Origin of the sequence: Streptomyces sp. NPDC057302 (assembly GCF_042667685.1) — a bacterium.
GTDB lineage: Bacteria > Actinomycetota > Actinomycetes > Streptomycetales > Streptomycetaceae > Streptomyces.
Map to the genome: position 1 here is coordinate 12618 of NZ_JBHUZJ010000030.1, position 23865 is coordinate 36482.

Annotated in this window: 27 protein-coding genes; 12 read left to right on the top strand and 15 right to left on the bottom strand. The window is 70.3% G+C overall.

The window, feature by feature from the left end; genetic code table 11:
- Positions 1-22: 22 nt before the first annotated feature.
- Positions 23-619, bottom strand: coding sequence for a hypothetical protein (locus ACFUPX_RS21450; protein ID WP_383324699.1), 597 nt, complete (start codon positions 617-619; stop codon positions 23-25).
- A gap of 25 nt (positions 620-644) precedes the next feature.
- Positions 645-1124: a helix-turn-helix domain-containing protein gene (locus ACFUPX_RS21455; protein ID WP_383324702.1), complete on the bottom strand. Its 480-nt coding sequence runs from the start codon at positions 1122-1124 to the stop codon at positions 645-647.
- Between the two features lie 107 nt (positions 1125-1231).
- Between ACFUPX_RS21455 and ACFUPX_RS21460 the strand changes: the two genes are divergently transcribed.
- The 3 genes from ACFUPX_RS21460 to ACFUPX_RS21470 are packed head-to-tail and all read left to right on the top strand — an operon-like array spanning position 1232 to position 2649.
- Positions 1232-1732 carry an NUDIX hydrolase gene (locus tag ACFUPX_RS21460; RefSeq protein WP_383324705.1) on the top strand — a complete coding sequence of 167 codons (501 nt, stop codon included), beginning with the start codon at positions 1232-1234 and terminating at the stop codon, positions 1730-1732.
- A gap of 16 nt (positions 1733-1748) precedes the next feature.
- Positions 1749-2222, top strand: coding sequence for a helix-turn-helix transcriptional regulator (locus tag ACFUPX_RS21465; protein ID WP_383324929.1), 474 nt, complete (start codon positions 1749-1751; stop codon positions 2220-2222).
- A gap of 10 nt (positions 2223-2232) precedes the next feature.
- Complete coding sequence (locus tag ACFUPX_RS21470) at positions 2233-2649, top strand: VOC family protein (protein ID WP_383324708.1); 417 nt, start codon at positions 2233-2235, stop codon at positions 2647-2649.
- Here the strand turns inward: ACFUPX_RS21470 and ACFUPX_RS21475 are convergent, their stop codons facing one another.
- Both ACFUPX_RS21475 and ACFUPX_RS21480 read right to left on the bottom strand, forming a co-directional pair.
- Positions 2650-3129, bottom strand: coding sequence for a pyridoxamine 5'-phosphate oxidase family protein (locus ACFUPX_RS21475; protein ID WP_383324711.1), 480 nt, complete (start codon positions 3127-3129; stop codon positions 2650-2652).
- An 11-nt stretch (positions 3130-3140) separates the two neighbouring features.
- Positions 3141-4133: a GlxA family transcriptional regulator gene (locus tag ACFUPX_RS21480; RefSeq protein ID WP_383324714.1), complete on the bottom strand. Its 993-nt coding sequence runs from the start codon at positions 4131-4133 to the stop codon at positions 3141-3143.
- Between the two features lie 104 nt (positions 4134-4237).
- On the opposite strand from ACFUPX_RS21480, the gene ACFUPX_RS21485 reads away from it, so the two are divergent.
- Complete coding sequence (locus ACFUPX_RS21485) at positions 4238-5140, top strand: NAD(P)-dependent oxidoreductase (RefSeq protein WP_383324717.1); 903 nt, start codon at positions 4238-4240, stop codon at positions 5138-5140.
- Positions 5141-5229: 89 nt separating this feature from the next.
- Complete coding sequence (locus tag ACFUPX_RS21490) at positions 5230-6705, top strand: peptidoglycan D,D-transpeptidase FtsI family protein (protein ID WP_383324720.1); 1476 nt, start codon at positions 5230-5232, stop codon at positions 6703-6705.
- A gap of 20 nt (positions 6706-6725) precedes the next feature.
- Here the strand turns inward: ACFUPX_RS21490 and ACFUPX_RS21495 are convergent, their stop codons facing one another.
- Together ACFUPX_RS21495 and ACFUPX_RS21500 are read right to left on the bottom strand one after the other, a co-directional pair.
- On the bottom strand, positions 6726-7592 hold the full coding sequence (locus tag ACFUPX_RS21495; protein ID WP_383324722.1) for an SRPBCC family protein: 867 nt from the start codon (positions 7590-7592) through the stop codon (positions 6726-6728).
- A 116-nt stretch (positions 7593-7708) separates the two neighbouring features.
- Positions 7709-9853, bottom strand: a complete 2145-nt coding sequence (locus ACFUPX_RS21500; protein WP_383324932.1) for a HelD family protein — start codon at positions 9851-9853, stop codon at positions 7709-7711.
- A 111-nt stretch (positions 9854-9964) separates the two neighbouring features.
- On the opposite strand from ACFUPX_RS21500, the gene ACFUPX_RS21505 reads away from it, so the two are divergent.
- A complete protein-coding gene (locus ACFUPX_RS21505) occupies positions 9965-10663 on the top strand; it encodes a TetR/AcrR family transcriptional regulator (RefSeq protein ID WP_383324725.1) in 699 nt (232 codons plus the stop codon).
- 260 nt (positions 10664-10923) lie between these two features.
- On the opposite strand, the gene ACFUPX_RS21510 is transcribed toward ACFUPX_RS21505, so the two are convergent.
- On the bottom strand, positions 10924-11721 hold the full coding sequence (locus ACFUPX_RS21510) for a TetR/AcrR family transcriptional regulator (protein ID WP_383324728.1): 798 nt from the start codon (positions 11719-11721) through the stop codon (positions 10924-10926).
- Between the two features lie 132 nt (positions 11722-11853).
- Here ACFUPX_RS21510 and ACFUPX_RS21515 point away from each other — a divergent pair, with 132 nt between their 5' ends.
- Positions 11854-12921, top strand: coding sequence for an ABC transporter ATP-binding protein (locus ACFUPX_RS21515; RefSeq protein ID WP_383324731.1), 1068 nt, complete (start codon positions 11854-11856; stop codon positions 12919-12921).
- A 10-nt stretch (positions 12922-12931) separates the two neighbouring features.
- The gene (locus tag ACFUPX_RS21520) at positions 12932-13660 is read left to right on the top strand and encodes an ABC transporter permease (RefSeq protein ID WP_383324935.1); all 729 of its coding nucleotides are present in this window, start codon (positions 12932-12934) and stop codon (positions 13658-13660) included.
- Positions 13661-13673: 13 nt separating this feature from the next.
- On the opposite strand, the gene ACFUPX_RS21525 is transcribed toward ACFUPX_RS21520, so the two are convergent.
- From ACFUPX_RS21525 to ACFUPX_RS21535, 3 genes are all read right to left on the bottom strand, one after another.
- A complete protein-coding gene (locus ACFUPX_RS21525; protein ID WP_383324734.1) occupies positions 13674-14552 on the bottom strand; it encodes a hypothetical protein in 879 nt (292 codons plus the stop codon).
- A gap of 22 nt (positions 14553-14574) precedes the next feature.
- Positions 14575-16695, bottom strand: a complete 2121-nt coding sequence (locus tag ACFUPX_RS21530) for an aminoglycoside phosphotransferase family protein (protein WP_383324737.1) — start codon at positions 16693-16695, stop codon at positions 14575-14577.
- Positions 16696-16948: 253 nt separating this feature from the next.
- Positions 16949-17845 carry a winged helix-turn-helix domain-containing protein gene (locus tag ACFUPX_RS21535; RefSeq protein WP_383324740.1) on the bottom strand — a complete coding sequence of 299 codons (897 nt, stop codon included), beginning with the start codon at positions 17843-17845 and terminating at the stop codon, positions 16949-16951.
- 152 nt (positions 17846-17997) lie between these two features.
- Here ACFUPX_RS21535 and ACFUPX_RS21540 point away from each other — a divergent pair, with 152 nt between their 5' ends.
- Positions 17998-18180: a hypothetical protein gene (locus ACFUPX_RS21540; RefSeq protein ID WP_383324743.1), complete on the top strand. Its 183-nt coding sequence runs from the start codon at positions 17998-18000 to the stop codon at positions 18178-18180.
- Positions 18181-18202: 22 nt separating this feature from the next.
- On the opposite strand, the gene ACFUPX_RS21545 is transcribed toward ACFUPX_RS21540, so the two are convergent.
- Together ACFUPX_RS21545 and ACFUPX_RS21550 are read right to left on the bottom strand one after the other, a co-directional pair.
- Positions 18203-18991 carry an HAD family hydrolase gene (locus ACFUPX_RS21545; protein WP_383324746.1) on the bottom strand — a complete coding sequence of 263 codons (789 nt, stop codon included), beginning with the start codon at positions 18989-18991 and terminating at the stop codon, positions 18203-18205.
- On the bottom strand, positions 18940-19830 hold the full coding sequence (locus tag ACFUPX_RS21550) for a GntR family transcriptional regulator (RefSeq protein WP_383324938.1): 891 nt from the start codon (positions 19828-19830) through the stop codon (positions 18940-18942). The genes ACFUPX_RS21545 and ACFUPX_RS21550 overlap by 52 nt, the downstream gene beginning before the upstream one ends.
- Before the next feature lie 125 nt (positions 19831-19955).
- Here ACFUPX_RS21550 and ACFUPX_RS21555 point away from each other — a divergent pair, with 125 nt between their 5' ends.
- Positions 19956-20150: a hypothetical protein gene (locus ACFUPX_RS21555; RefSeq protein ID WP_383324749.1), complete on the top strand. Its 195-nt coding sequence runs from the start codon at positions 19956-19958 to the stop codon at positions 20148-20150.
- 1 nt (position 20151) lies between these two features.
- Here the strand turns inward: ACFUPX_RS21555 and ACFUPX_RS21560 are convergent, their stop codons facing one another.
- Complete coding sequence (locus ACFUPX_RS21560) at positions 20152-21063, bottom strand: FadR/GntR family transcriptional regulator (protein ID WP_383324752.1); 912 nt, start codon at positions 21061-21063, stop codon at positions 20152-20154.
- A gap of 206 nt (positions 21064-21269) precedes the next feature.
- Here ACFUPX_RS21560 and ACFUPX_RS21565 point away from each other — a divergent pair, with 206 nt between their 5' ends.
- Positions 21270-21455 carry a hypothetical protein gene (locus ACFUPX_RS21565; RefSeq protein ID WP_383324755.1) on the top strand — a complete coding sequence of 62 codons (186 nt, stop codon included), beginning with the start codon at positions 21270-21272 and terminating at the stop codon, positions 21453-21455.
- Between the two features lie 73 nt (positions 21456-21528).
- Here ACFUPX_RS21565 and ACFUPX_RS21570 read toward each other — a convergent pair whose 3' ends face one another.
- Both ACFUPX_RS21570 and ACFUPX_RS21575 read right to left on the bottom strand, forming a co-directional pair.
- On the bottom strand, positions 21529-22506 hold the full coding sequence (locus tag ACFUPX_RS21570; RefSeq protein ID WP_383324758.1) for an asparaginase: 978 nt from the start codon (positions 22504-22506) through the stop codon (positions 21529-21531).
- Positions 22507-22566: 60 nt separating this feature from the next.
- Entirely contained in the window at positions 22567-23232 is a 666-nt protein-coding gene (locus tag ACFUPX_RS21575; RefSeq protein WP_383324761.1) for a hypothetical protein, read from the bottom strand.
- A 178-nt stretch (positions 23233-23410) separates the two neighbouring features.
- Between ACFUPX_RS21575 and dtd the strand changes: the two genes are divergently transcribed.
- Positions 23411-23848: a D-aminoacyl-tRNA deacylase gene (gene dtd, locus ACFUPX_RS21580; RefSeq protein WP_383324764.1), complete on the top strand. Its 438-nt coding sequence runs from the start codon at positions 23411-23413 to the stop codon at positions 23846-23848.
- The last annotated feature ends 17 nt before the right edge of the window (positions 23849-23865 follow it).

The following is a 23865-nucleotide window of genomic DNA, read 5'->3' on the forward strand; positions in this document are numbered from 1 at the left end:
GTGCCCGGCCCTTCCCCATCGGCTACTTGGCGGGCGGCGTGGTCTTCTTGGCGGCCGGCTTGCGGGCCGGGGCCTTCTTCTTCGCCGGGGCCGCGGCGGCCTTCGGCTCGGCGGAGTCCGACGTACCCGAGGTGCCCGACGTGTCGGACGCGGGCTTCTCGTCGGCGTCCGGCTCGACGGCCACGGCCAGCTCGTTGATCTCCTCGGCGGCCTCGCCGCGCCAGGTCTTCACGGCCTGCTCGCCGTGCTCGGCGACCTCTTCGTACTTCTCGCGCGCCTTCACGGCGTACTCGGCGGCGACGCCGACCGAGCTGAGCGCGAAGCCCTGAGCGCTCTCGCTCAGCTTCTTCAGGTCCGTGTCGAGCGAGCCGAGCAGCTCGGTGACCCTGGCCTGCAGCGTCCCCTGCGCCTCCTTGGCACGGGCGACGGCCTTGTCCTGGACGGCCTTGGTGTCGGTGTTGCGCACGGCGTCGATACGGGCCGGCGCCTCGGCGATCAGCTGCTCGATGGCGCCCGGCACCTTCTTCGCCTGCTGGAACGCCAGGTCGGCGGTGCCGACGACGAAGTAGGCGGGGGTGGTGTCGGTGAGGGTGTTGCGCAGGTCGTCCTTGATGGCCATGGTGATGGTCCTCCCGGATTCGCGTTCAGCTTGAGGGATGGTCCTTGGGATCGGCATCACTGCCGTCGGCCGTGCGGGGGCCGTCAGCGGTGGTGTCCACGTCGTCCGCGTACGAAGCCTTGTCGGCGTACGACGCGTCGTCCGCGTACTCCGAGACCTCGAAGCCGTTCTCTTTTCTGAACGACTCGTAGATCTGCAACAGGACCTGCTTCTGCCGCTCGTTGATGGAGGGGTCGGCGAGGATGACGGCGCGCGTCTCCAGCTCGTCCCGCTCCTTCTCGTCGAGGATCCCGGCCCGGACATACAGCGTCTCGGCGGAGATCCGCAGCGCCTTGGCCACCTGTTGCAGCACTTCGGCGCTCGGCTTGCGCAGGCCGCGCTCGATCTGGCTCAGATACGGATTGGACACCCCGGCGGCGTCGGCGAGCTGCCTGAGCGAGAGCTGCGCGGTGCGCCGCTGCTCACGCAGATACTCACCGAGATTGCCGACGTTGAGTGATGCCATGCGTCGATACTGCATGCCCCTTGCTAACTATTGCAAGCGCCTGCTTGCAAAAGTGCGCTACGCCACTGTGCGGCCACAAGCGTGTGGGCTCTGCCAGGGTGTGCGTCGTGGACGAACTGGTGGAGCGGGTCGACGATCAGGACCGTGTGCTGGGGGTGGTGGTCAGCCGCCGGGAGGCCACCCGGGAGGGGTGGCTGCACCGGGTCGCCGTGACGGTGTGCCGTGATGAGCGTGGGCGGATCCTCGTCCACCGGCGGGCCGAGCAGCTGTCGCGCTTTCCCGGGCTCTACGAGGTCGAGGTCGGTGGCGCCGTGGATGTCGGTGAGTCCTACGAGCAGGCCGCCGCGCGGGAGGTGGCCGAAGAGATGGGCGTTCGCGCGCTGCCGCGCCTGCTGTTCACGTTCCTCAACCGCAGCGGTCTGAGCCCGCACTGGCTCGGCGTCCACGAGGCCGTGGTGCCGGACGCCGTGACCGCCGACCCCGATGAGGTCGCCTGGCACGGCTGGCTGACCGAGCCGGAGCTGCGGTCGGCCCTGCTGGAGTGGCGCTTCACCCCCGACAGCCATGAGGCCTTCGGCCGGTATGTCGCGTTCCGGGCCGCGCAGTAACGTGGCTCGTGTGTCTGTGTCTCTCTCCGACCTCGTCCGGCTGCGCCAGGCCCGCGACCGCATGGACCGGGACTACGCGGAGCCCCTGGACGTGCCGGCCCTGGCCCGGGCCGCCCTCATGTCACCGGGGCACTTCTCGCGCAGCTTCCGCGCCGCCTACGACGAGACGCCCTACAGCTATCTCATGACCCGCCGGATCGAGCGGGCCAAGGCGCTGCTGCGGCGCGGGGATCTGTCGGTGACGGAGGTCTGCATGGAGGTCGGCTGTACGTCGCTCGGGTCCTTCAGCTCCCGTTTCACCGAACTGGTCGGCGAGAGCCCGAGCGCCTACCGGGCCCGCGACCACGGTGACGGCGCCGCCATCCCGGCCTGCATCGCCAAGATCCGCACCCGTCCGACCAGGAACGGAGACCCGGTGAGGAACGGGGACTCGGTCAGGAACGAGGACCCGGTCAGGAACGGAGAAGCGAAACCTCCGGCCGCTCCGTAGCGTGAAGCACATGGAAATCAACCTTGCCCAGTGTTTCATCGCCGTCGACGACCACGACAAGGCGCTCGCCTTCTACCGCGACGCGCTCGGCCTCGAAGTACGCAATGACGTCGCCTTCGAGGGGATGCGCTGGGTGACCCTCGGCTCACCCTCGCAGCCCGACGTCGAGATCGTCATCGAGCCGCCGCTCGCCGACCCGAACGCCACCGACGCCGACCGGCAGGCCGTGGCCGAGCTGATGGCCAAGGGCCTGCTGCGCGGCGTCATCTTCCGCACCGACGACGTGGACGCCACGTTCGAGCAGGTCCGTTCCGCGGGCGGCGAGGTGCTCCAGGAGCCGATGGACCAGCCGTACGGCGTACGCGACTGCGCCTTCCGCGACCCGGCGGGGAACATGCTGCGGATCAACCAGCCGCGCAAGAAGTAGCTACACCACCCACGCCCCGTCCCGCATCAGGATCCGGCCGCCCAGCTCGTGCTCGCCGCGCCAGGCCCGCACCGTTCTCGGCGTCACGCGCAGATACAGGAAGGGGCCCTCCTCCTCGCGCGGGTCCCAGCCGAACTTGCCCGCGAACCCCTCCGCGCCGTCCCGGGGGACGTCACGGGCCGCGAAGCACTCCGCCTCGCCCTGCACGAGCACCACGTCGGCCGTGTCCGGCAGCGCGAGGCGTACCCGTGGCTCCTGCCGCGCGTTGCGGGCCGTCGCGGAGTTCGCGCCGGTGCACAGCCACAGCGCGCGGCCGTCCCACCAGAACCACAGGGGCACTTGGTGCGGGCCGTGCTCCGGGTGGGCCGTCGACAGCCATATGTCCCGCTCCCGGTCGAGGCGCTCCAGCGTCTCGCGCCTGCGCTGCGGGCCTTCACGTCGAGCGGTCCTGGCGTTCGCGGCGATCTCGGTGTTCTGCATGGACGGTGACCCTAGCCAGCGTCCGCGCCGAACGCCCGCCGGTAGTCCCCCGGTGCCACCCCCACCTGCTTGAGGAAGTGGTGGCGCAGGTTGTTCGCCGTGCCGAGGCCGCTCAGTTCGGCGATCTTGTCGATCGGGGCGGCCGTCGATTCGAGGAGGCTCTGCGCGCGGGCCAGGCGCTGGTTGAGCAGCCACTGGAGCGGGGTCGTGCCGGTGGCCGCCTGGAGGCGGCGGTAGAGGGTGCGCGGGCTCATCGCCGCGCGGCGGGCCAGGTCGTCGACCGTCAGGGGGCGATCCAGGCGGGCGCGCGCCCAGTCCAGTACGGGGCCCAGGCCCTCGTCGTCCGTCGCGGGGACGGAGAGATCGATGAACTGCGCCTGGCCGCCGGGGCGGTGGGCGGGCACGACCATGCGGCGGGCCAGCTGGTTGGCGACGTGCGCGCCCAGGTCGCGGCGGACCAGATGCAGGCACAGGTCGAGGCCCGCGGTCACGCCCGCGCTGGTCAGGACGTCACCGTCGTCCACGTAGAGCACGGAGTCGTCGACGTCCACCTTCGGGTAGCGGGCGGCGAGTTGGGCGGTGTGCATCCAGTGCGCGGTGGCCCGGCGGCCGTCGAGCAGCCCCGCCTCGGCGAGGGCGAAGGCGCCGGTGCACAGGGAGACCATGCGGGCGCCCGCGTCGTACGCGCGTCGCAGCGCCGGGGCCAGGCCGTCCGGCAGCGGGCGGCCCTCCTCCACGCAGGCGTCCGGCACGGACGTGACGATGACCGTGTCCGCCCCGACGATGTCGTCCAGGCCGTACGGCGTACGCACCGACAGGCCGGTACCGGATGCTTCCGGGCCCTCGCCCTCGTAAGCACTGCACAGCCTGAAGTCGTACCAGCGGTCCGACAGGTCCGGCTGCGGCTTTCCGAACACCGTGCAGGGGATGCTCAGTTCGTACAGATCCCACGAAGGGATGGCTATCTCCTCGGTCACGACCAGTGCGACGGAACCAGCGCTCATGCGGTGAGACTAAGCCGCACAGGCCGAGAACGTGGCAGGAATTTGGTGGGCGCCGTCATCCCTGTCACTGTCCGGCGCCGCGGCCCGCTGCGAGCGTGGTCCACATGAACAACGCACTGAATCCGAACCCGGAGAACAAGCCCGGCAAGACCCCCGTCACCGTCATCGGCCTGGGCAACATGGGCTCCGCCCTCGCCGCCACGCTCCTGGCCAACGGCCACCCCACCACCGTCTGGAACCGTTCCGCCGCCAAGGCAAAGCCCCTCGTCGACCAGGGCGCGCACCTCGCCGCCACCCCCGAAGAGGCCGTCGCAGCGAGCCCCTTGATCCTCGCCTGCGTCCTGGACCACGACGCCCTGCACGCCGTCCTGGACCCCCACTCCGGATCCCTCGCCGGCAAGGACCTGGTCAACCTCACCTCCGGCTCACCGGAGCAGGCCGACGAGGCGGCGGCGTGGGCCGGTCCGCTGGGGCTCGGCTATCTCGACGGGGCGGTCATGACCACGCCTCCCGGGGTCGGCAACCCCGAGATGATGTTCCTCTACAGCGGCTCGGCCGAGGTGTTCGAACGCAGCCGCGCCGCGCTCGCCGTGCTCGGCGACCCGCTCTACCTGGGCCCCGAGCCGGGCCGTGCCTCGCTCTACGACGTGGCCCTGCTCGGCCTGATGTGGTCCGCGTTCACCGGCTGGCTGCACGGAACGGCCCTGGTCGGCGCGGACGCCACCAAGGCCACCGACTTCACGCCCGTCGCCGTCCGCTGGATGACGCACGCGGTCGCCGGATTCATCGGTACGTACGCCTCCCAGGTGGACGCCGGGCACTATCCGGGCGACGACGCCACCGTCGACGTACAGATCGCGTCGATCGGGCACCTCATCCACGCGGCGGCCGACCGCGGTGTCGACAACGCGCTGCCCGAACTCCTGAAGGCCACCATGGAGCGGGCGAGCGCCGCCGGGCACGGCTCCGACAGCTACGCGAGCGTGATCGAGGTCATTCGAGTGTGACCATTCGGCAACAACCGGGGAAAGACCCGTAAATCCGTGCGCATGATGAATCCGAGTCATGTCCTGGTGTCACGGATCTCGGGGGCCGGATGAACAAGCCGCTGCGCCACATAGCCGTCTTCTGCGGGGTGCTCACGCTCGCCCTGCTCCTGCGCGCGACCTGGGTGCAGTTCGCCGAGGGCGAGTCGCTGGCCAAGCACGAGAAGAACCGGCGCGTCCAGATCGAGGCCTTCTCGCACCCCCGTGGCGACATCATCGTCGGCGGAAAGCCGGTCACCGGGTCGAAGGAAGTCAGCGGCACCGACTTCAAGTACCAGCGGGTCTTCAGGAGCGGCCCCATGTACGCCCCGATCACCGGCTACTTCTCGCAGGCCCAGGGCGCGACCTTCCTGGAGGGCGTCGAGAACGACGTGCTCAGCGGCGACGACGACCGCCTCTTCATCCGCCGCACCCTGGACATGCTGACCGGCGAGAAGCGGCAGGGCGGCGACGTCATCACCACCATCGACCCCAAGGCCCAGAAGGCCGCCTACCAGGGCCTGGTGGATCTCAACGCCCGGGGCGCGGTCGTCGCGCTCGATCCGCGCTCCGGGAAGGTCCTCGCGATGGCGAGCACCCCCTCGTACGACCCCTCCGTCTTCGCGGGGATCTCCGCGAAGGAGGGCAAGGAGTTCACGCGGCTCAGCAAGAACAAGGACAAGCCGCTCTCGAACCGGGCGATCCGCGAGATCTACCCGCCCGGATCCACCTTCAAGATCCTCACCGCGGCGGCGGCCCTGGAACACGGCGTGATCGACGACATCGACGAGAAGACCGGCGCCAAGGCCCCCTACAAGCTGCCGCTCAGCTCGACGACGATCGGCAACGACGTGCCGGGCGCCCCCTGCGACAAGGCCTCGCTGAAGGTCGGCATGCAGTGGTCCTGCAACAACGTCTTCCTGGACACCGCGCTCAAGGTCGGCGAGGACGACATGCGCGAGACGGCGGAGAAGTTCGGCTTCAACAAGCAGCAGTTCATCCCCGTGCGCGCGTCCGCCAGCAGCTACCCGGACGGCCTCGACAAGCCGCAGACCGCGCTGACCGGCATGGGCCAGGGCAGCCTGACCAGTACGCCGCTGCAGATGGCGATGGTCGCCGCCGGGCTCGCCAACGACGGCAAGCTGATGAAGCCGTACATGGTCGAGGAGCTGCGCGGCCCCGACCTCTCGACGATCGAGAAGGGCAAGCCGCAGGTCCTCAACCAGGCGGTCTCCGAGGACACCGCGGGCAAGGTGCAGGAAATGATGGAGAACACCGTCGAGGAGGGCACGGCGAACAAGGCGAAGATCGACGGTGTCACGGTCGGCGGCAAGACCGGCACCGCGCAGCACGGTTCGGACGTCAACGACGAGCGTCCGTACGCCTGGTTCGTCTCCTACGCCAAGCAGGAGGACGGCTCGTCGCCGGTCGCGGTCGCGGTGTTCGTCGACCCGAAGGACATGAACATCCCGCGCTCGGAGATCGCGGGCGGGAAGCTCGGGGCGCCGATCGCGAAGGCGGTCATGGAAGCCGTGCTCAACGACTGAGACCGGCGACCCACAGCCCGTCAGCCCTCCAGGAGCCGCCCCGCGAGCCGCTCGATGCGGGCGTGCCAGGCGGCGAGCGCCTCGTCCGTGGCCACCGCTCCGTCGAAGGGGCCGGTCTGCGTCAGGACGAGCCGGGCGCCGTAGCCCGTCCCCTCGCCGAGCTCCCAGCGCACCTCACCCTTGGGATGCACGGCGTACGTGAGCGACGCCGGAGCCCGCAGCGCGGTCACCGGACCCGCGGACACGCCGTCCGCCAGGAAACCGTCGGGCGCGGTGTCGCCCGCCAACGGCTCCTCGCCGGAGCAGAGTTCGGCCCACACCGCGTTCGCGGGCCGCACCAGCTGGCGTTCGAAACGGATGCCGTCGTCGGTGACCTGCCCGTGCCCCAGGTCGAACTGCTCCAGGTACGCCTCGTGCAGCTCGCCCGCGTCCCGGCTCACCTCGGCCTGCCCGCCGTCGAGGAACTGGCCGAGCGCCGAGACGCACAGCTGCCAGCCCGCGGCGAAGCTCGGGGCGCCGAAGCGGTCGGCGAAGGTGTGGACGAGGGTGAGCAGCGAGCCACGGCCGCCGGGACCCTCCGGGCCGTCCGGGGCGATCTCCCAGCGCAGGTGGTCGTCGCCCCAGCTGAAGGCGAAGAGGCGGGGTTCGTCGGCGTCGGTGACCTCGCCGGTCATGCCGGGTCCTTCGTCGCCGGGGAAGTGGAAGCCCATCGCGCCGCCGGGCCGCAGTTCGAGCGTCACCTCGGCGGGGAACCACTGGGCGAGTTGCGCGGGCCGCGTGATGGCGGCCCAGACCTGGGCGGGCGGGTGCGCGAGGCGGCGCTCCATCCGCAGGACGCTGTGTGCGCCTTCCTCATCGGGGTCCAGGGTGTCGGAGTGCGGGTTCATGAGGAGTCACCGTCCATGCGGGTCGCCGTCCGGGAGAGGCAGGGCTGGCTCCATATAACCGCAAAGGGGCGCCCGCGCAGGGAGGGCGGACGGCGACCCCCGCCCACTTCAAGCGTTCAGACCTCCCAGGGCAGCGGCCTGCTGTGCAGTACGTCGAGCCGGGAGACCGCCCTGGTCAGGACCACGTAGAGGCGGCTCGGTCCGCGGCTCTCCGCCTCCGCGATGGCGGCGGGCTCGACGGCCACCACATGGTCGTACTCCAGGCCCTTCGCGACGGACGCGGGCAGCACCGTCACGCGCGCGCCCAGGTCGTCCGGGCCCGCGCTGTCGATGCCCGCCGCAGTGAGGGCCTCGCGCAGGACGGCCGTACCGGCATCGGCGGCGATGACACCGACCGAGCCCTCGCGGGAGAGCGCGGCCCGCACCGCATCGACGGTGGCCGCGCCCACGTCCCGCACCTCCCGGACCCTCAACTCACCGTCCGTACGCAGCGACCGGGCGGGCGGTACGTCGACGTCGAGCGAGGCGAGGACACGGTTGGCGAGCCCCACGACCGCCCTCGGGACACGGAAACCGACGGTCAGCGGGGTGACGGAGGCGTCCGGTTTGCCGAGGTGGGCCAGGAGCTCGGGCCAGCTGCGGGCGGCCCACGGGGTGGTGCCCTGGGCGAGGTCGCCGAGGACGGTGAGCGAGCCGAAGTCCGCGCGCCGGGCGATCACTCGGGCCTCCATCGGGGAGAGGTCCTGGGCCTCGTCGACGACGATGTGGCCGTAGCCCGCTGGCCGTTCGAGCAGCCCGGAGATCTCGTCGAGCAGGACGAGGTCGGCGGCGGACCACTTCGCCGACTTGTACGAGCGCGGCGGCCTGGCCCAGCGGATCGCCCGCTGCTCGTCGGCGTCGAGGACGCCGTCGGCGGCGGCGGCCAGCGCTTGCGGGTCCCCGAGCAGGGCCGCGAGCACCTCCTCGGGCTTGACCTTGGGCCAGGCCGCGTCGACGAAGGCCGAGACCGAGCGGGCGCGGGAGATCTTCTGCACCCAGGTGTTGTTCATGGCGCCGGCGCGGCGTTCGGCCTGCTCCTGGATGTGCCGGACGGCACGGGTACGCACGCGTTCGCGCCCGACGGCGTACGGGGGTTCCTCGGCGCGTACGTCCGCGATGATCCGCTCCAGGTCGTCGAGCGCGACCCGCCAGGTGTACGACCCGTCCGGCACCGCGATGGAGTCGCCGGGCGCCGCGACCCGCGAGTAGAGCGCGCGGCGCAGGACGGCCGCCGTACGGGCGTCGTGCTTGACGCGCGCCGCGGCTTCGTCGTCCTGGGCCCGCACGGGGGCGGTGGCCCTGGCGATCTCGTCCGTGACGGTGGACTGGCGCACGCCGCTCTCGCCGAGGGAGGGGAGCACCTCGGCGATGTAGCGGAGGAAGGTGCGGTTGGGGCCGAGGATGAGGAGCCCGGAGCGCTGTACGCGCTGGGGGTGGGTGTAGAGCAGATACGCGGCGCGGTGCAGTCCGACGGCGGTCTTGCCGGTGCCGGGGGCGCCCTGGACGCAGACGGACGCGGCGAGTTCACCGCGGACGAGGTCGTCCTGCTCGGGCTGGATGGTGGCGGCGATGTCACGCATGGGGCCGACGCGGGGGCGCTCGATCTCTCCGGCGAGGATGCGGCTGCTTTGCGTGGGCGGGGGGTCTTGCGTGGGTGGGGGGTCTTGCGCGTCGGGGGCTTCTCGCGTGGGCGGGGTGCCGTGCGTGGGCGGGGTGTTCGGTACGGGGGTGCTGGCGGCCAGTGGTTCGTCCTCCAGGCCCGTGAGGTCGGCGGATGCGCCCTTGCTGCCGGGCGCCCAGCCGAAGCGGCGGCGGACGGCGACGCCTTGGGGGTCGCGGGCTCCGGCCTGGTAGAAGGCGCGGGAGACGGGGGCACGCCAGTCGACGACGAGGGGCGGGGCCGAGGGGTGTTCGGTGATGCGCAGCCGGCCGATGTGGTAGCTCTGCCCGCGGTGATCCCCGGCTTCGGCCGCTTCGGGCCCGGCGGCGGCGAAGTCGAGGCGGCCGAAGAAGAGGGGCGCTTCGGGGAGTTCGCTCATGGCTTTGGCGTGGCTGCGGAACTGGTAGCCGAGGACTTCGGCGTCGGCTCCGGAGGCGGAGACGTCCGCTCCGTTGACGACTTGCTCCTCGGCGCCGTCGACCATGCCGGTGAGGGCGGTGCGGCAGGTGTCGTGGTAGCGGCGTTCGGTGGCGAGGGCGGCTTCGAGGGGAGCGTCGGTCATGCCAGGCGTCGTGCCGTGCGTCGGGCCATGCGTCATGCCGTCGAGAGTAGACCAAAAATGTAACCTAGTTAAATTTATTACCGACTCTCACCCATGCGATAGGCTCGGCCCATGACGAAAGAAGCAGCGCCGAACACCCCCGACTCCGGCGGCCCCGGCAGCCCCGGCCTGCGCGAACGCAAGAGGCAGCGGATGTACCAGGCGGTCTCGGACGTGGCGATCGCCCTCTTCCTGGAGAAGGGCTTCGAGAAGGTGCCGGTGGCGGAGGTCGCGGCAGCCGCCGAGATCTCCAAGCCGACCCTGTTCCGGTACTTCCCCGCCAAGGAGGACCTCGTACTCCACCGTTTCGCCGACCACGTGGACGAGGCGGCAAGGGTGGTCGCCACGCGCCCCGCGAAGCGCTCCCCCCTGGACGCCCTGCAGCGCCAGTTCCTCGACGGCCTGGAGCGCCAGGACCCGGTGACCGGCCTCTGCGACAACGTCCACGTACTCGCCTTCCACCGGCTGCTGTACGGGACCCCGTCGCTGGTGGCGAGGCTGTACGCGTACCAGGAGCGGTCGGAGGCGGCTCTGGGCGAGGCACTGAGCAAGGCGACGACGCCCGACGCAGCCCCGAAAACCCCGCCCACGGACCCACTGGCCGCGCGGCTGGCCGCCGGCCAGATCGTCGCCGTACAGCGCATCCTCGCCCTGGAGAACTGGCGCAGGATCGACGCGGGCGAGAGCGCGGACGCGGTATGGCCGGACGCGGTGGCGACGGCGAACCGGGGGTTCGGGCAACTGCGATCGGGCCTGGCGAGGTACGCGTAAACCACACGCCCCCCCCGAGCGGAGGCCCCACCGCCCGCCCTCGACCCGCCCCGCTCGGCGGCCCCGCGGCCAGGCCCGCGGAGTCACCCAGGCCGCCCGCAAGCAGACACCCGCCCCTGACCTCCACCCACCCGCCCGGCCAGCCAGCCGGCCAGCCGCGACGGAACCGTCGAGGTATGCGGGAAGAGCGCCCGGCGGCCACCCGACAACCCCACCTCGCGGGCCACCCGCCGCGCGCCCCGAGCCCCGCGCCCCACGCCCTAGCACCCCCGCGCCCCCGCCCCCTCCACCAGCACGGCCACCCCGTCGAGCACCCGCTCGATCCCGAACTCGAACTCCGTGTCCTCGGCGTCAGCCACGTCGAGTACGCCCGCCGCGAGGGTTCTCCGCAGCGCCGGGAAGCGTTCGGGGTCGGTCGAGGTCAGCGCGTCGATGGTGCGCGCGTACCGCCGCATCACCTCGCCGGGCTCCTGGCCCTCCGCCCGCATGGCCGTGTCGAGATCGGCCATGAGCGTGACCTCGTTCCGTACGAACCCGCCCACCAGCATGAGCACGGAGAGCTTCCAGCCCTCCTTGAGCCCGCTGCCGTCGAGCGCCGCGAGCCCCTGCTCCATCCACTCCAGGTAGTGGGGTGACGCGGGCGGCGACGTGATGGGGATCCGCACGAGCCACAGATTGCGCCGGAAGACCTCGCGCTGAGCCCGCGCCCACCACTCCAGGCGCGCCCGCCACCCCGTGACCTCCGCGGGCATCTCGGGCGGAGACCCGGTCGCCACGTCCTGCATCAGGACGTACAGCTCGTCCCTGGCGGAGACATACCGGTACAGGGACATCGGCGAGACACCGAGCGCCTTGGCCACCCGCCCCATGGTGACCGCGCCGATCCCCTCCGAGGCCGCGATCGCGATGCCCGCGTCGACGATGCGGTCAAGACTCAGGCCGGGCTTGGGCCCCTTGGACGGACGCTCGCGCAGCCCCCAGGCGGTTTCGAGGCTCGCGGAAAGACCCGTGCCTTCTTCTTCGCCCCGCACGCCTTCACCGTCTGCCGCCATCGCCATGATCTGACCTTGCCTCCTCCTGAGCTGCCGCACTTGACGCACATCGTAGTTCTGCGTAACCCTTACTCAGTAATGCGTAGCCCATACGCAGTAGAAATACGGCAGCCCGAACCTCACCCGAGGAAGACACCCATGCCACCAACCACACCCACACCACCCACACCACCCGCGTCACGCACGGACGCCCCACCCGCTACCGCCGCCACCGCTACCGCCGCCATCGAGGCGAAGGCCCTCACCAAGAGCTACGGAGGCTCCGGCGACCGCGCGGTCCACGTCCTGCGCGGCATCGACCTCCACATCCCGCCCGGCACGGTCTTCGCCCTCCTGGGCCCGAACGGCGCCGGCAAGACCACGGCCGTCCGCATCCTCACCACGCTGACGACACCCGACGCGGGCACGGCACGGGTGGCGGGCCACGACATCCGTACGGGGCGACGCGAGGTCCGTCGCGCGATCAGCCTCACCGGTCAGTTCGCGGCGGTCGACGAGACGCAGACCGGCGCGGAGAACCTCCGCATGATGGCGAGGCTCGCGGGCCTGCCCCGCCCGGCGGCCCGCGCGAGGGCCGCCGAACTACTGGCCCGCTTCGGCCTCACGGAGGCGGGCGACCGCCTGGTCCGCACGTACTCGGGAGGCATGCGCCGCCGCGTCGACCTGGCGGCGGGCCTGGTGGGCGACCCGGCGGTGATCTTCCTGGACGAGCCGACGACGGGCCTGGACCCGCGCAGCCGCCAGGAGATGTGGGCGGTGGTACGGGATCTCACGGCGCGCGGTACGACGGTCTTCCTGACGACCCAGTACCTGGAGGAGGCGGACCAACTGGCGGACCACATAGCGGTGTTGCACGAGGGGGTGATCGCGGCGCAGGGATCGCCATCCGAGCTGAAGTCCCTGGTGCCGGGCCACCGCATGGAGGCGACGGTCACCACCGATGAGGCCTACCAACGCCTCTCCCCGAGAGCCACGCACCACTCCCCCGAGACTCTGACGCTCGGCTTCCCGACGGACGGCACGGCAGCGAACGTACGAGCCCTGCTGGACGAACTGGACCCGCACCGCACCGACTTCGCGGCCTTCACCCTCCACACATCAACGCTGGACGACGTCTTCCTGTCCCTCACGAGCCCACCAAAGCGGAAGGAGAAGGAGAGGGAGAAGGAGAAGCAGGCCAAGGGAAGGGAGGCGACCCGTGTCTGAAGCCCTGATCATGACCGGCCGGGCCATCCGCATCAGCCGCCGCAACGTGGACGCCCTGATCACCTCGATGGCGCTCCCCGTGATGCTCCTGCTGATCTTCGTCTACTTCTTCGGCGGCGCGATCAAGACGGACACGCGGTCGTACGTCACGTACGTGGTGCCGGGCGTACTCCTCCTCTGCGCGGGCTTCGGCTCGTCGAACACGGCGATCGCGGTGACGGAGGACCTGAAGGGCGGCATCATCGACCGCTTCCGCTCCTTGGACATCGGCGGTACGCAGATCCTGACGGGCCACGTCTTCGCCTCGGTGGCCCGCAACCTCATCGCCACGACCCTGGTCCTGGCCCTGGCCTTCGCGATCGGCTTCCGCCCGTCGGCGACCCCGGCGGCCTGGCTGGCGGCGACAGCGATCCTCCTCTCCTTCATCCTGGCCCTGTCCTGGCTCTCGGCGACGGTGGGCCTACTGGCCAAGTCCCCGGAAGCGGCAGGAGGCTTCACCTTTTTCGTCAGCTTCCTCCCCTACCCGAGCAGCGCCTTCGTCCCGACGGACACGATGCCGACCTGGCTCCGCCCCTTCACCGACAACCAACCGGTGACCCAGGTGATCGACTCCCTACGGGGCCTGCTCCTCAACCAGCCGGTGGGCACGACACCTTGGGTCGCCCTGGCCTGGTGCGCGGGGATCCTGGCGGTTTCGGTGGGGGCTTCGGGGGCGCTGTTCAGGAGGCGGACGGCGTGAGCCGCGGCACGGCTCACTGACGCCACGAGGGCGTGGCCGCCAGCTTCCACACTCCCTCGAAATGACTGATCTGCGTCGCGACCGCCGTCTCGGCGGCAGCCGTCCCCTCCTTGCGGGAGCGGACGGCGAGGTCCGTGTTGTATCCCTTGGGGTCGTAGACCTCGCAGTCGGGATCCTGCAAGGGCATGGTGGCGACCACGTCATAGAGGCCGCACAGCACCAGCTCCTTGTTGAAGATGCAGACCTTGTCCCGCGGATCCCCGTTGTAGAGGCGGTACTCGCACTGCGCGCTCACCCTGCCGTCGGCGGTCAGCCGGTCGGCGAGCCGGGAGAGGATCTGGTCGTACTCGCGGCACTTGGCCTCGAGTCGCGCCCGGAACTCGGGGTAGTCGACGGGCTTCCCGTCGGGGCCGACGCGTGAGGGCACCGCCATCTCGCGGCCGAAGTCCGGTATCAGCATCCTGATCGTCACGCGCTTTGTCGGCCCCGGGTCGTCCAGAAGCCCTTCGAGCCGGTGATACAGCTCGTTGTAGAGCGTCTCGCCCGTGTAGCCGAGGAAGCAGATCTCGACCTTCCTGGAGTGGAACGCCTCGCCGACGAGGCCTCCCAGGTCACGGGAGTTGACCAGCCCGCGGTCGGGTGGCCGGGACGAGACGGCGAGCTCCTTGACCGCGTCGTACAGCACATAGCCGACCAGGCTGAGCAGCGCTCCCCCCAGGAACGCCTGCCCCTCCAGAGCGTCTCCGACCGGCTTCACGAACTGCGCGGTCAGCCCGGTGACGAAGATGCCGAGCAGCAGGACACGCGTAGCCGCCGATTCGTACCGGGCCCTGTATCTGCGGAACCACGCGCTTAAGCCACTGCCCGCTGCCCCGTTCACCGTTCCCGCCACGCGAGCCCTCCCCCGAGCATGCCTACGGCATCGACCTCAACGCTCCATGCTGACCGTGCGGAAGCGCCCGGGCAAGGTACGGGTTCGCCGTAGCGCTGGGCCGGAGCCCCAGGGATGCCGTCGCGCCCGCCAAGGTCATCGCGTACGAGTCCACCGCGCGCTGCACATTGGGCGCGTCCAGACCCGTGCCGGTCACCAGTCGGTCCAGGTCCACGTAGGCGGACCGGACCACCTCGATCCAGCGGTAGACCTTCCAGTCCTCCTCCCACCCCTTCGTGCACTCCGGCGGGAGGCAGCCGGTCCAGCGGTCGAACATGCGGTGCCTGATCTCGGGGCGCACCGGGGTGAGATGCATGTGGCGGACCAGGTCGTACAGCGGGTCGCCGATCATCGCCATCTCCCAGTCGATGACGGTGAGCCCGAAGCGGTCGTCGTGGCGCACGAGATTCCAGGGATTGAGGTCGCCGTGCAGCAAGGACGGCCGGCGCGCCGTCAGGCGGTGCCGGATCAGCAGCTCTCGCAGCCGGTAGCCGACCGGCAGGCCCAGCTCCCTCGCCAGCTTCTGCGACTCCTTGGGCAGCGCCATGACGAGACCGACGAGTTCATCGCAGAGCCAGCGGTAGAAGTCCGCCTCGCCCGCGGTGGGGTCCAGTTGCTTGTGGTCGATTCGGGCCAACGCGCCCAGCTGGTCCACCAGATGGTCGGCCTCGGCCGGGCGCAGGCCGTCCACGGGATGGTCCGGCGGCAGCTCTCCGGTGCCCGGTCCCTCGTAGGAATGGATGGCGAACTGGTCCTTCAAGTCGCTGGTACCCAGGGCGAGTACGCGCGGCGCCCGCACCGGCTCGCCCGAGTCCTCGATGACCCGCAGCACCGCGTGCTCACTGAGGATGCTGCGCTCGCGGCGCTCGGCCGAGGACAGCTTGCGCCGCACCACGACCGGGAAGTCGACACCGGCCACTCGGACCACGGTGTTGAGGTGGGCCGTCCCCTTGAAGACCTTGGAGGCCGGCGCCGCCCCCTCCGCGACCAGCGCGTCGATCACCGCCGACCGGGGAAACGCGGGGTGTTCGGGCACCCGCTGGTTCGGCTCCCACGAGATCCGGGTCACCTGGCGGGTGCCCTCGGCGCCGCCGCCGGACCGGGCCGCACGCCAGCGGAACAGCACCCGCTGGATCTCTTCCTCGTCCGGGACACCGGGCAGTTGCAGAGGGGCTGCCGCGTTCTCCAGCGCGGTGCGCACCGCGTGGGTCGCCTCGTCGAGGCTCCTGCGGTCGGGCGTGTCACCGAGCGACTTGGCCGCGCGCATCACGTCCGGATAGACGGACTGGGCGCGCTCGAACGCGACGTAGTGCTCCAGGTCCCGGGACAGCCCGTTGACCGCCCTGGGTCTGAGGCGCTCCATCGCCTCCGCCCAGGCGTCGATCACCTCACTCCACTGATCTTCCGGGTACTGCATACGGACGAGGTGCGTGGCCAGGTCGTGCAGCGGATCGCCGTAGGTGGCGAGCTCCCAGTCGACGCAGATCAGCGGTGGGACACCACCGTAGGAGAAGATCACGTTGTCGCGGTGCAGGTCGGTGTGGAGCAGGCTGTAGGGGCGGCGGGCCATGGCGGGCACGCGCTCCGCCAGCCTGAGCAGCGCGTCGTCGGGAATGCCGAGGGCCGCGAACAGCCCACCGAACTCAGCCCAATTGGGCTGCCGGATCTGCCGCTCCGCGAGATGCGCGAGCGTCCGCAGGAACGTCGGCCCGCCCTTGTCTATGCGGGGCCAGTCAGCCGGCAGCGGGGGCAGCGCCTCCCTGCGGACCTGCGTCATCTGGGCGAGCAACTCGGCCAGCGCCTTGATCAGCAGGGAGTCGACCGGCTTGCCGTTCTGGCAGATGGTGGAGAACGGCACGCCCTCCACATAGCTGTGCACGGCGGAGTCGGATCGTTTGGCCAGGCACTCCGGCACATGGGGCAGCACGCCCTTGATCGCCCGCAGGATCTCCGACTCGTCCTGCCAGGTCCTGATGACCACCGGCAGCGCCTCCTGCCGCCGCATCCGCACGGTGACGGGCCGCCCGGGATAGCGGTCGACCAGCCGGGCCATGGGCTCCGTCAGCGCAAGCACGTAGTTCCGGTTGTGGTGGCCCCGGCTCATCACCCCGTGCCTGAGCGCGTGCTCGACGAACCCGTCGTACGCGTCTGGAGAGGGGTGCTCCTCCGCGGATACATGGGGCGGGGGGCTGGGCACAGGTGGTGACACGCCCACGGGCCGCTCCTGAATAGTCACGCGAGGAAGGCGAAAGTGATGCACACCCTAGTGGCGCGGGAGGACCCTCACGACGCGTGAACAGCAAACGGTGGGCTCAATGAGGTACGCGCCACTCCTGGGGGTCGTGACGTTCGAAGAGCTACTCGGCAAGAAGCGTCCAGCAGGAGTCGAACCAGGCCTGCATCCCGTTGACGAAGAGGGTTCCCTGCGATTCTGGTTCGTCGTCCCGTACGTAGTGCGTGAGGGCCGCTCCCAGGCCGAGCACGTCCAGGGCGTCGATCTCCTCGCCGTCGTCCAGCTGGATGCGGCGCTCGATCACCTCGTACGGGCCGTGCAGCGCCTCGGCGCCATTGAGCAGGTAGAGCTTGAAGGCGGGCGTCAGCGGCACGTGGCGCACCTCCACGTCCACATCCGCCACCAGGCCCTCGGTGTGCAGGTCTCGCAGCGCGTTGCGCAGCGATGCCGTGTGCCGGCGCGTGATGTCACGCAGGCGCTGCTGCGGGCGCGGGTCGGCCGGGTCGTCCTTGGCGCGGGGGTACGGGAGGCCGAGCTCTTCGGAGGGCAGCAGCATGCGGACCGCTATGCGCTCCGGGGCGATCTCGCGGATACGTATACGTTCCGCCTGCACGCGGATGTGCGCGTCCAGCGACTCGGAGGTCAGGGTGTAGACGTCCAGGGTGACCTGTGGGGCGGCGAACGCCGCCCCGATGATCGGCCCCAGCGAGACCCGGCCGATGCCGCTCCCCGGCTTCCCGCCGGCACTCATGTGGGCCATCTGCGCCTTCACCACCCGCGAAACCCGCGAACCGCTCCCCTGCTTGGAACGGACCAGGCCCTCGCTGATGAGCTCCCTCATCACCCGCTGAATGGTGTCCCTGGAGACGTCGAACTCCCGCGCGAGCTCGCGCTGAGTGGGGAACAGGCTGTTCAGCGGGTACGTGCCGTCGGCCAAGCGGGAGTGCAGCGCGTCGATGACCCGCTGGAACTCGCTGCCGCCACCCTCACCGGTCCGCTCACCGGTCCGCCCGTCGACCACACGGCGACGGTACCTCTGGCGGGCGACGGACAAACCACTTCCAGTCAAATTGGTTGCCGTGCACGGCAGTTGGTTAAGCGATCAATCGGCCAGGGCAAACCAATTTCAAGTCAACCAGTCCAATTGGACGGAAAGTTGAAGGGGTGGGGCCCATGTTCTTCTTTCAGCTGCTCTCGGCCGCGATCGGCTTCGCTATGGAACAGTTGCTCCAGTCGCGCTACGGCAGCCTGGGGGTCATCGCCCTGGCCCTGCTCGGCATCGGCGCACGGGCCCGGAACAAGGCCTGCCTCTCGGCATCGGCCGTGCTCTTCCTGCTCCTGATGGCTCAGGCCTGACCTCGTAGCACCTTCAGGCCCTTCAGGCCTGACCCCGTAGCACCCTGAGGACCGGCTCCAGCGAGCTCACCACGCAGGCCGCCCCCGCCTCCTCCAGCAGCTTCGCCTTGCGTTCGTTACGCGCGTAGCCCAAGAAGCCCACGCCCGCCTCCACGGCCGCCTGGTAGTCCGTCGGGGCGTCGCCGATCATCAGGGCCGCCGAGGGTTCCGCGCCCATCGCGCTGAGGGCGCGGTTGAGGCAGTGCGGGTGCGGTTTGAGGAGGTGGAGGTCCTGGGTGCGGCCGTAGACGTGCGGGGCGAAGCACTGGCTCAGGTTGCGGTCGTCCAGGTAACGGGTCACCGCACGCGGGGAGTTGTTGGTGGTCACAGCCAGGCGCGAGCCCATCGCGTGCCAGGTCATGATGAGGGGGTCCGCGTACTGGGTGGGCCACGCGGAGGCCACCGCCGTCAGCTCCTGCTGGGTGAGCCGCTCCTCCAGCTCGGCCACCAGATCGCTGCCGGGGTGCCGGCGGTCCACCGCCCGCAGGACGGCGTGCGGGTCGGGCTGCGCCCGCTCCTCCTTGGTCAGCAGACCGCGCAGACCCCGCTCCTCTAGCCAGCGGACCTGATCACTCGCGATGCGCTCGGCCGAGTGCCCGGCGAACAGCCGGCAGATGGGTCCGTCGAAGTCGAAGAGCACGAAACGGGCGCGTTTGATCAGTTCGCGCAGTTTTTCGGTCTCTTCTGCCATCGACTCAGTCTGCGTCGTATCAGGAGTCACTAAGAGAGTGTCAGCTCCGTCGCGATGGTTGCCCAGAGCGCGTCGAACCATTTCTGCGACTCTTCCACGAAGGCGGCGTCCCGCGGCGCCGCGTTCTTCTCGAAGGAGAACAGCGGCGACCTCAGGCCCGACACGTCGAACGCCTCCATCTCCGCGCTCCCGAAGTCCAGCATGCTGCGCTCGATCGTGTAGTAGGCCAGAAGCGCCTCCCGGTGGTTCAGCAGGTACAGCTTCACCGGGGGCGTGAACGGCAGCGCGCGGAAGGACACGTCGACGTCTATGCCGTGCGAGGCCCGCAGCGCGCGCAGGTTGTGGCGCAGGACCTGCCCCTGCGCGTTGCGCTGCGCCAGCCAGCGCTGATGCACGCGGCCACCGTCGTCCTGCCCGCCGGTCGGCTGGGGGAAGGCGAGCGTGATGTCGCTGCTGGGGAGCAGGATGCGTACGTCGATGGAGTCCGGGCGGATCCGGCCCTCGTGGATGAGGCGGACCGGCTCCCCCATAGCGATCATCAGCGTCTCCGCCGTGTACGACACCACGTCGATCCGCACCCGGGACTCCGAGAACGCCGCCGCGAGCCGGGGCGAGAGGCCGACCATCGACGCCTGCGGCTCCACGCCCGCCGACGTCGCCCCCGGCGGCTCCGCCGCGATCCGGGGCGGGCTCCCCTTGCTCACGTTGGCCAGCAGTCCGTCGCCCTGCAATGTCTTCAGCGCCTGGCGCACCGTCCCCCGCTCCACGCCGAACTCCTCCGCGAGCACGGCCTGCGTGGGGAGTCGGTCACCCGGCTTGAGGTCGCCGGAGCGGATGCGGTCGCGCAGGGTGTCGGCGATGTCCTGGGGAGTGAGCTTTCTGCTGCCGTTCACTGCAACGTTCTCCTGGGTCACAACCAGACGATACAACTCCGCACCATCTTGGGGCAGTTGTCTTGAAGTTGTTTATGTTGTGGGACCAAGTGGGGACAACTCAAGTGAAGTTGGTTGCCAACTCGTCCGAGATGGCAGAAGGGGGAACCACCATGGCCGTCCTCGCCCTCCTCACAGCCGTGTGCGCCATCACTCTCGAACAGTTCGTGCAGTGGCAGTACGGAGCAACCGGCCTCGCCGGGCTTCTGCTCCTGACCGTCGGAATCAAGGCGAAGAGCCCCACCTGCAGCTCCATCGGCGCCGTCGTACTCGCCCTGATGATGACCGGGCCCGCACTCCAGCCCTGATCTAGCCGCGGGCCAGCTCCAGGTCCAGGCTGATCGTGCTCCAGAGCGCGTTGAACCACAGATGCGACTGCTCCACGAACGTCGTGTCCCGCAGCCCGTCGCCCTGGTGGAAGGGGAAGAGCATCGACTGCGCGCCCTGGGCGTCGTACATCTCCAGCGGCTCGTGGTCGATCTGCTCGCTCTGCTTCGTGAGGGTGTAGTACGCGAAGAGTGCCTCCGAGCCGTTCAGGAGGTACAGCTTCACCGGCGGCGTGAACGGCAGCGCACGGAACGAGACGTGCACGTCGATGCCGTGCGACGACCGGAGCGCCTTGAGGTTGTGCCGCAGCACCTGCCCCTGTGCGTTGCGCTGGTCCAGCCAGCGCCTGTGCACCTGCCCGCCCTCGTCGTCCCCACTGTCCACCGGCGCCGGAAAGGCGAGGTCGATGCTGCGGCTCGGCAGCAGCACGCGGACGGTGACCTTGGCCGGTTTCCGCTGTCCGGCGTGAATCTGACGGAGCGGTTCGCCGATCGCCATCGTGAGCGAGATGGAGGTCAGACAGAGCGCGTCGATCTCCACGTGGTCCGCCTCGAACGCCGCGGCGATACGCGGGGCAAGGCCGACCATGGTGGGCTGCGGCGTGACGCCACCGAGCCCGGACAGCGCCTGCCCGGAGGTCTCCGCGACCGTGGCCGGGCTCCCTTTGGACACGTTCGCCAGCAGCTTCTCGCCCTGCAACGTACGCAGCGCCTCGCGGATCGCGCCGCGCTCCACTCCGAACTCCTCGGCCAACTCCGCTTGGGTCGGCATCCGTTGACCCGGCCGCAGCGACCCGGACCTGATCCGGTCGCGCAGCTCGTCGGCCACCTCTTGGTGAGACCTGTGCGGCCTCTTCAACCCATTGACTGGGGCAGGTTCCGGGCTCACAACCAAACAGTACAACTTCGCGCCATCTTTGGGGAGTTGCTCGGAAGGTGGTTATGAATCGAGCCATCGCGGAGATAACTCAGGTGAAGTTGGTCGCCAACTTAGGCAACCTGGCAGGAACCCTCAGGGGTTGGCCGCCGGTGATTGCCGATCGGATGGCTGCCGACCTGCTGGGACAGGGCTCGGCGCCCTGTCCCGAAAGGGGGAATGTCATGCCGCTCATCGCCATCGTCATCGCCGCCCTCGCCATCGGATTCGAGCAGCTCATCCAGTGGAAGTACGGACCGATGGGCATCGTCGCCTTCGTCCTGCTGACCGTGGGCATCAAAGCCAAGAGCACCAGCATCAGCGGCGTCGGGGCTGCGATCCTCGTCCTGCTGCTCGCCCAGTCGGGCTGACAGAGCTGGCTGACCGGGCTCCCATCCGGAGGGGAGCCGGGAGTCCGGTCAGCCACCAACCTCACGCACGGGCCTAGAACGCCGCCCGTATCTCGCCCACCTCGGCCGCTCCCCCCAGCAGGGGCGCGCGCCCGACGCGGGCGATGACGTCCGCCTCCACACCCGCCAGGTGCAGCGCACGGGCCAGGACGGGGCCAAGGGCCCGGATCCCGCCGTCGTCCACCTTGAAGGCCAGCGCACGGCCGTCGGGCAGGGCGAAGGCCTGCACCGCCTCGGCGCCCATCTTGGAGAGCGCGCCGGGGATCTCCCGCATCAGCCACGTGTCGGGGCGGCGGGTGCCGGCGACGTACTCCGGGTGGGCCCGCATCGCGTCCGCGACCCGGCGCTCGGCGGTGCCCTCGGGGGCGGTGACGAAGTGCCGGAAGGCACGGGCGAGGCCGGTGAGGGAGATCGCCATCAGGGGGGCTCCGCAGCCGTCCGTCCCGACGGCCGCCACCTTCTCCCCCGCCGCTTCCTCGACCACCTGGAGGATCAGCTGCTGGAGGGGGTGCCGCGGGTCCAGGTAGGAATCCGTGGGCCAGCCGTTCAGCTCGCACACCGCCAGCATCGACGCGTGCTTGCCGGAGCAGTTCATCGTGACCCGGTCACGAACGGCACCCGCTGCCAGATATGTCTCGGCCTCGACCGCGTCCAGCGGGAGGTCCGGCGGGCACTGGAGGTCCGCCGCGGTCAGACCGCGCTCGGCCAGCATCTTCTGGACGAGGTCCCGGTGGAAGGTCTCCCCGGAGTGGCTGGCCGCCGTCAGCGCGAGCCGCTCGCCCGAGAGGTCGAGCCCCGCCCGCAGCACCGCCGCCGCCTGCATCGGCTTGTTCGCGGACCTCGGGAAGACGGGGGCGCCCACGTCCCCCATCGCCAGCTCCACGCCGCCGTCCGCGGCGAGCAGCACCAGGCTTCCCCTGTGGCGGCCCTCGACGAAGCCTGACCGTACGACCTCGGCGAGGACCGGGGATATGACAGGGGCTGCGGTGGACTCGGCGGACGTCGAGGTCATCTTCGGCCTTCCGGGGCGGGGGTGGCGTGACGGCCGCCCGCGAAGGCCGGGATCACCGGGTCACGAGAGCAGGTCGTCTACTTGTGCTTCCCCTTCACGGTACCTGCGGGCGATCTCCGCACTGCAATCGTCCGCCGTGCGCTGGAGCTGCTGGCGGCGCCGGGAAACCTGCTGTTCGTAGCGGGTGAGCCGCCCCATGGCCGTGTGCAGCTCGTCGTCCGTACGGGCGTCCAGGTCGGAGAGCTCGACCTCGGCGAGCATCTCCGTGGCCAGCAGGCCGTACTCCGCGCTGTGCGGGGTGCCCAGCGTCACATGCCGGGCCGACGAGCGGTGCCGGGCCGGACCGTCCGTGAGGATCGCGGAGAGACGGTTCACCAGCGGGCCCTGCGGACCCGGCGCCGACGGGTCCTTTCGGCGCGCGACCTCCGCCCGCAGGATGTCGATCCGCCCCTGGAGGAGCCGCCGGAGATAGCTCAGGTCCGCCTCGTTCTGCTGGGCGTCCCTGCGCAGCTCACGCAGCTCGCGCAGGAGCAGCGCGGCCAGGTCGTGCTCGGACTGCTCGGCCAGCAGCGCACCGGCCGTGCTGCCCGCACCGCCCATGCTGCCCATGCCTGCCGCGCTGCCCGTGCGCTGCGTGGGCGGACGCGGAACGTTCGTACGTCGCGCGGCGCTCATACGGGTCAGCGACACAGGGCCGGGCGGCTGCCCGGTACTTGGTTTGCTCATGTGGCTCTACCGTCCCCTCGACCGGCGCGGTACACCGTGTGTGAGCATGGTGCCACCCCGGGTGGCCGCTATGTGAGCGAGTGCCCCTAATCGGCCCCAGATGGGGGGTTCACGGCATCCTCAGGGGCGGCGCATCCGGCGGCGTCACGGCCGTACGGAGCACGGCATGATGGGCCGCATGCGTGCTGTGGTGCAGAGGGTGGACGGGGCGAGCGTCGCCGTCCAGGGCGAGAGCGGCCCCGAGACGGTCGGCGAGATCGACGGCGAGGGGCTGTGCGTCCTGGTGGGCGTGACCCACGAGGACACCAAGGAGAAGGCGGCCCAACTGGCCCGCAAGCTCTGGTCCGTTCGGATGCTCGCCGACGAGAAGTCCTGCTCGGACATCGACGCGCCGCTGCTGGTCATCAGCCAGTTCACGCTCTACGGAGACGCGCGCAAGGGCCGCAGGCCCACCTGGAACGCCGCCGCTCCCGGCGATGTCGCCGAGCCCCTGGTGGACGAGGTCGTCGCCCAACTGCGGTCCCTCGGCGCCACCGTGGCGACGGGACGCTTCGGCGCGCAGATGCGGGTGTCGCTGACGAACGACGGCCCGTTCACCGTGCTCCTGGAGATGTGACGGGCCCGGCCCGATCA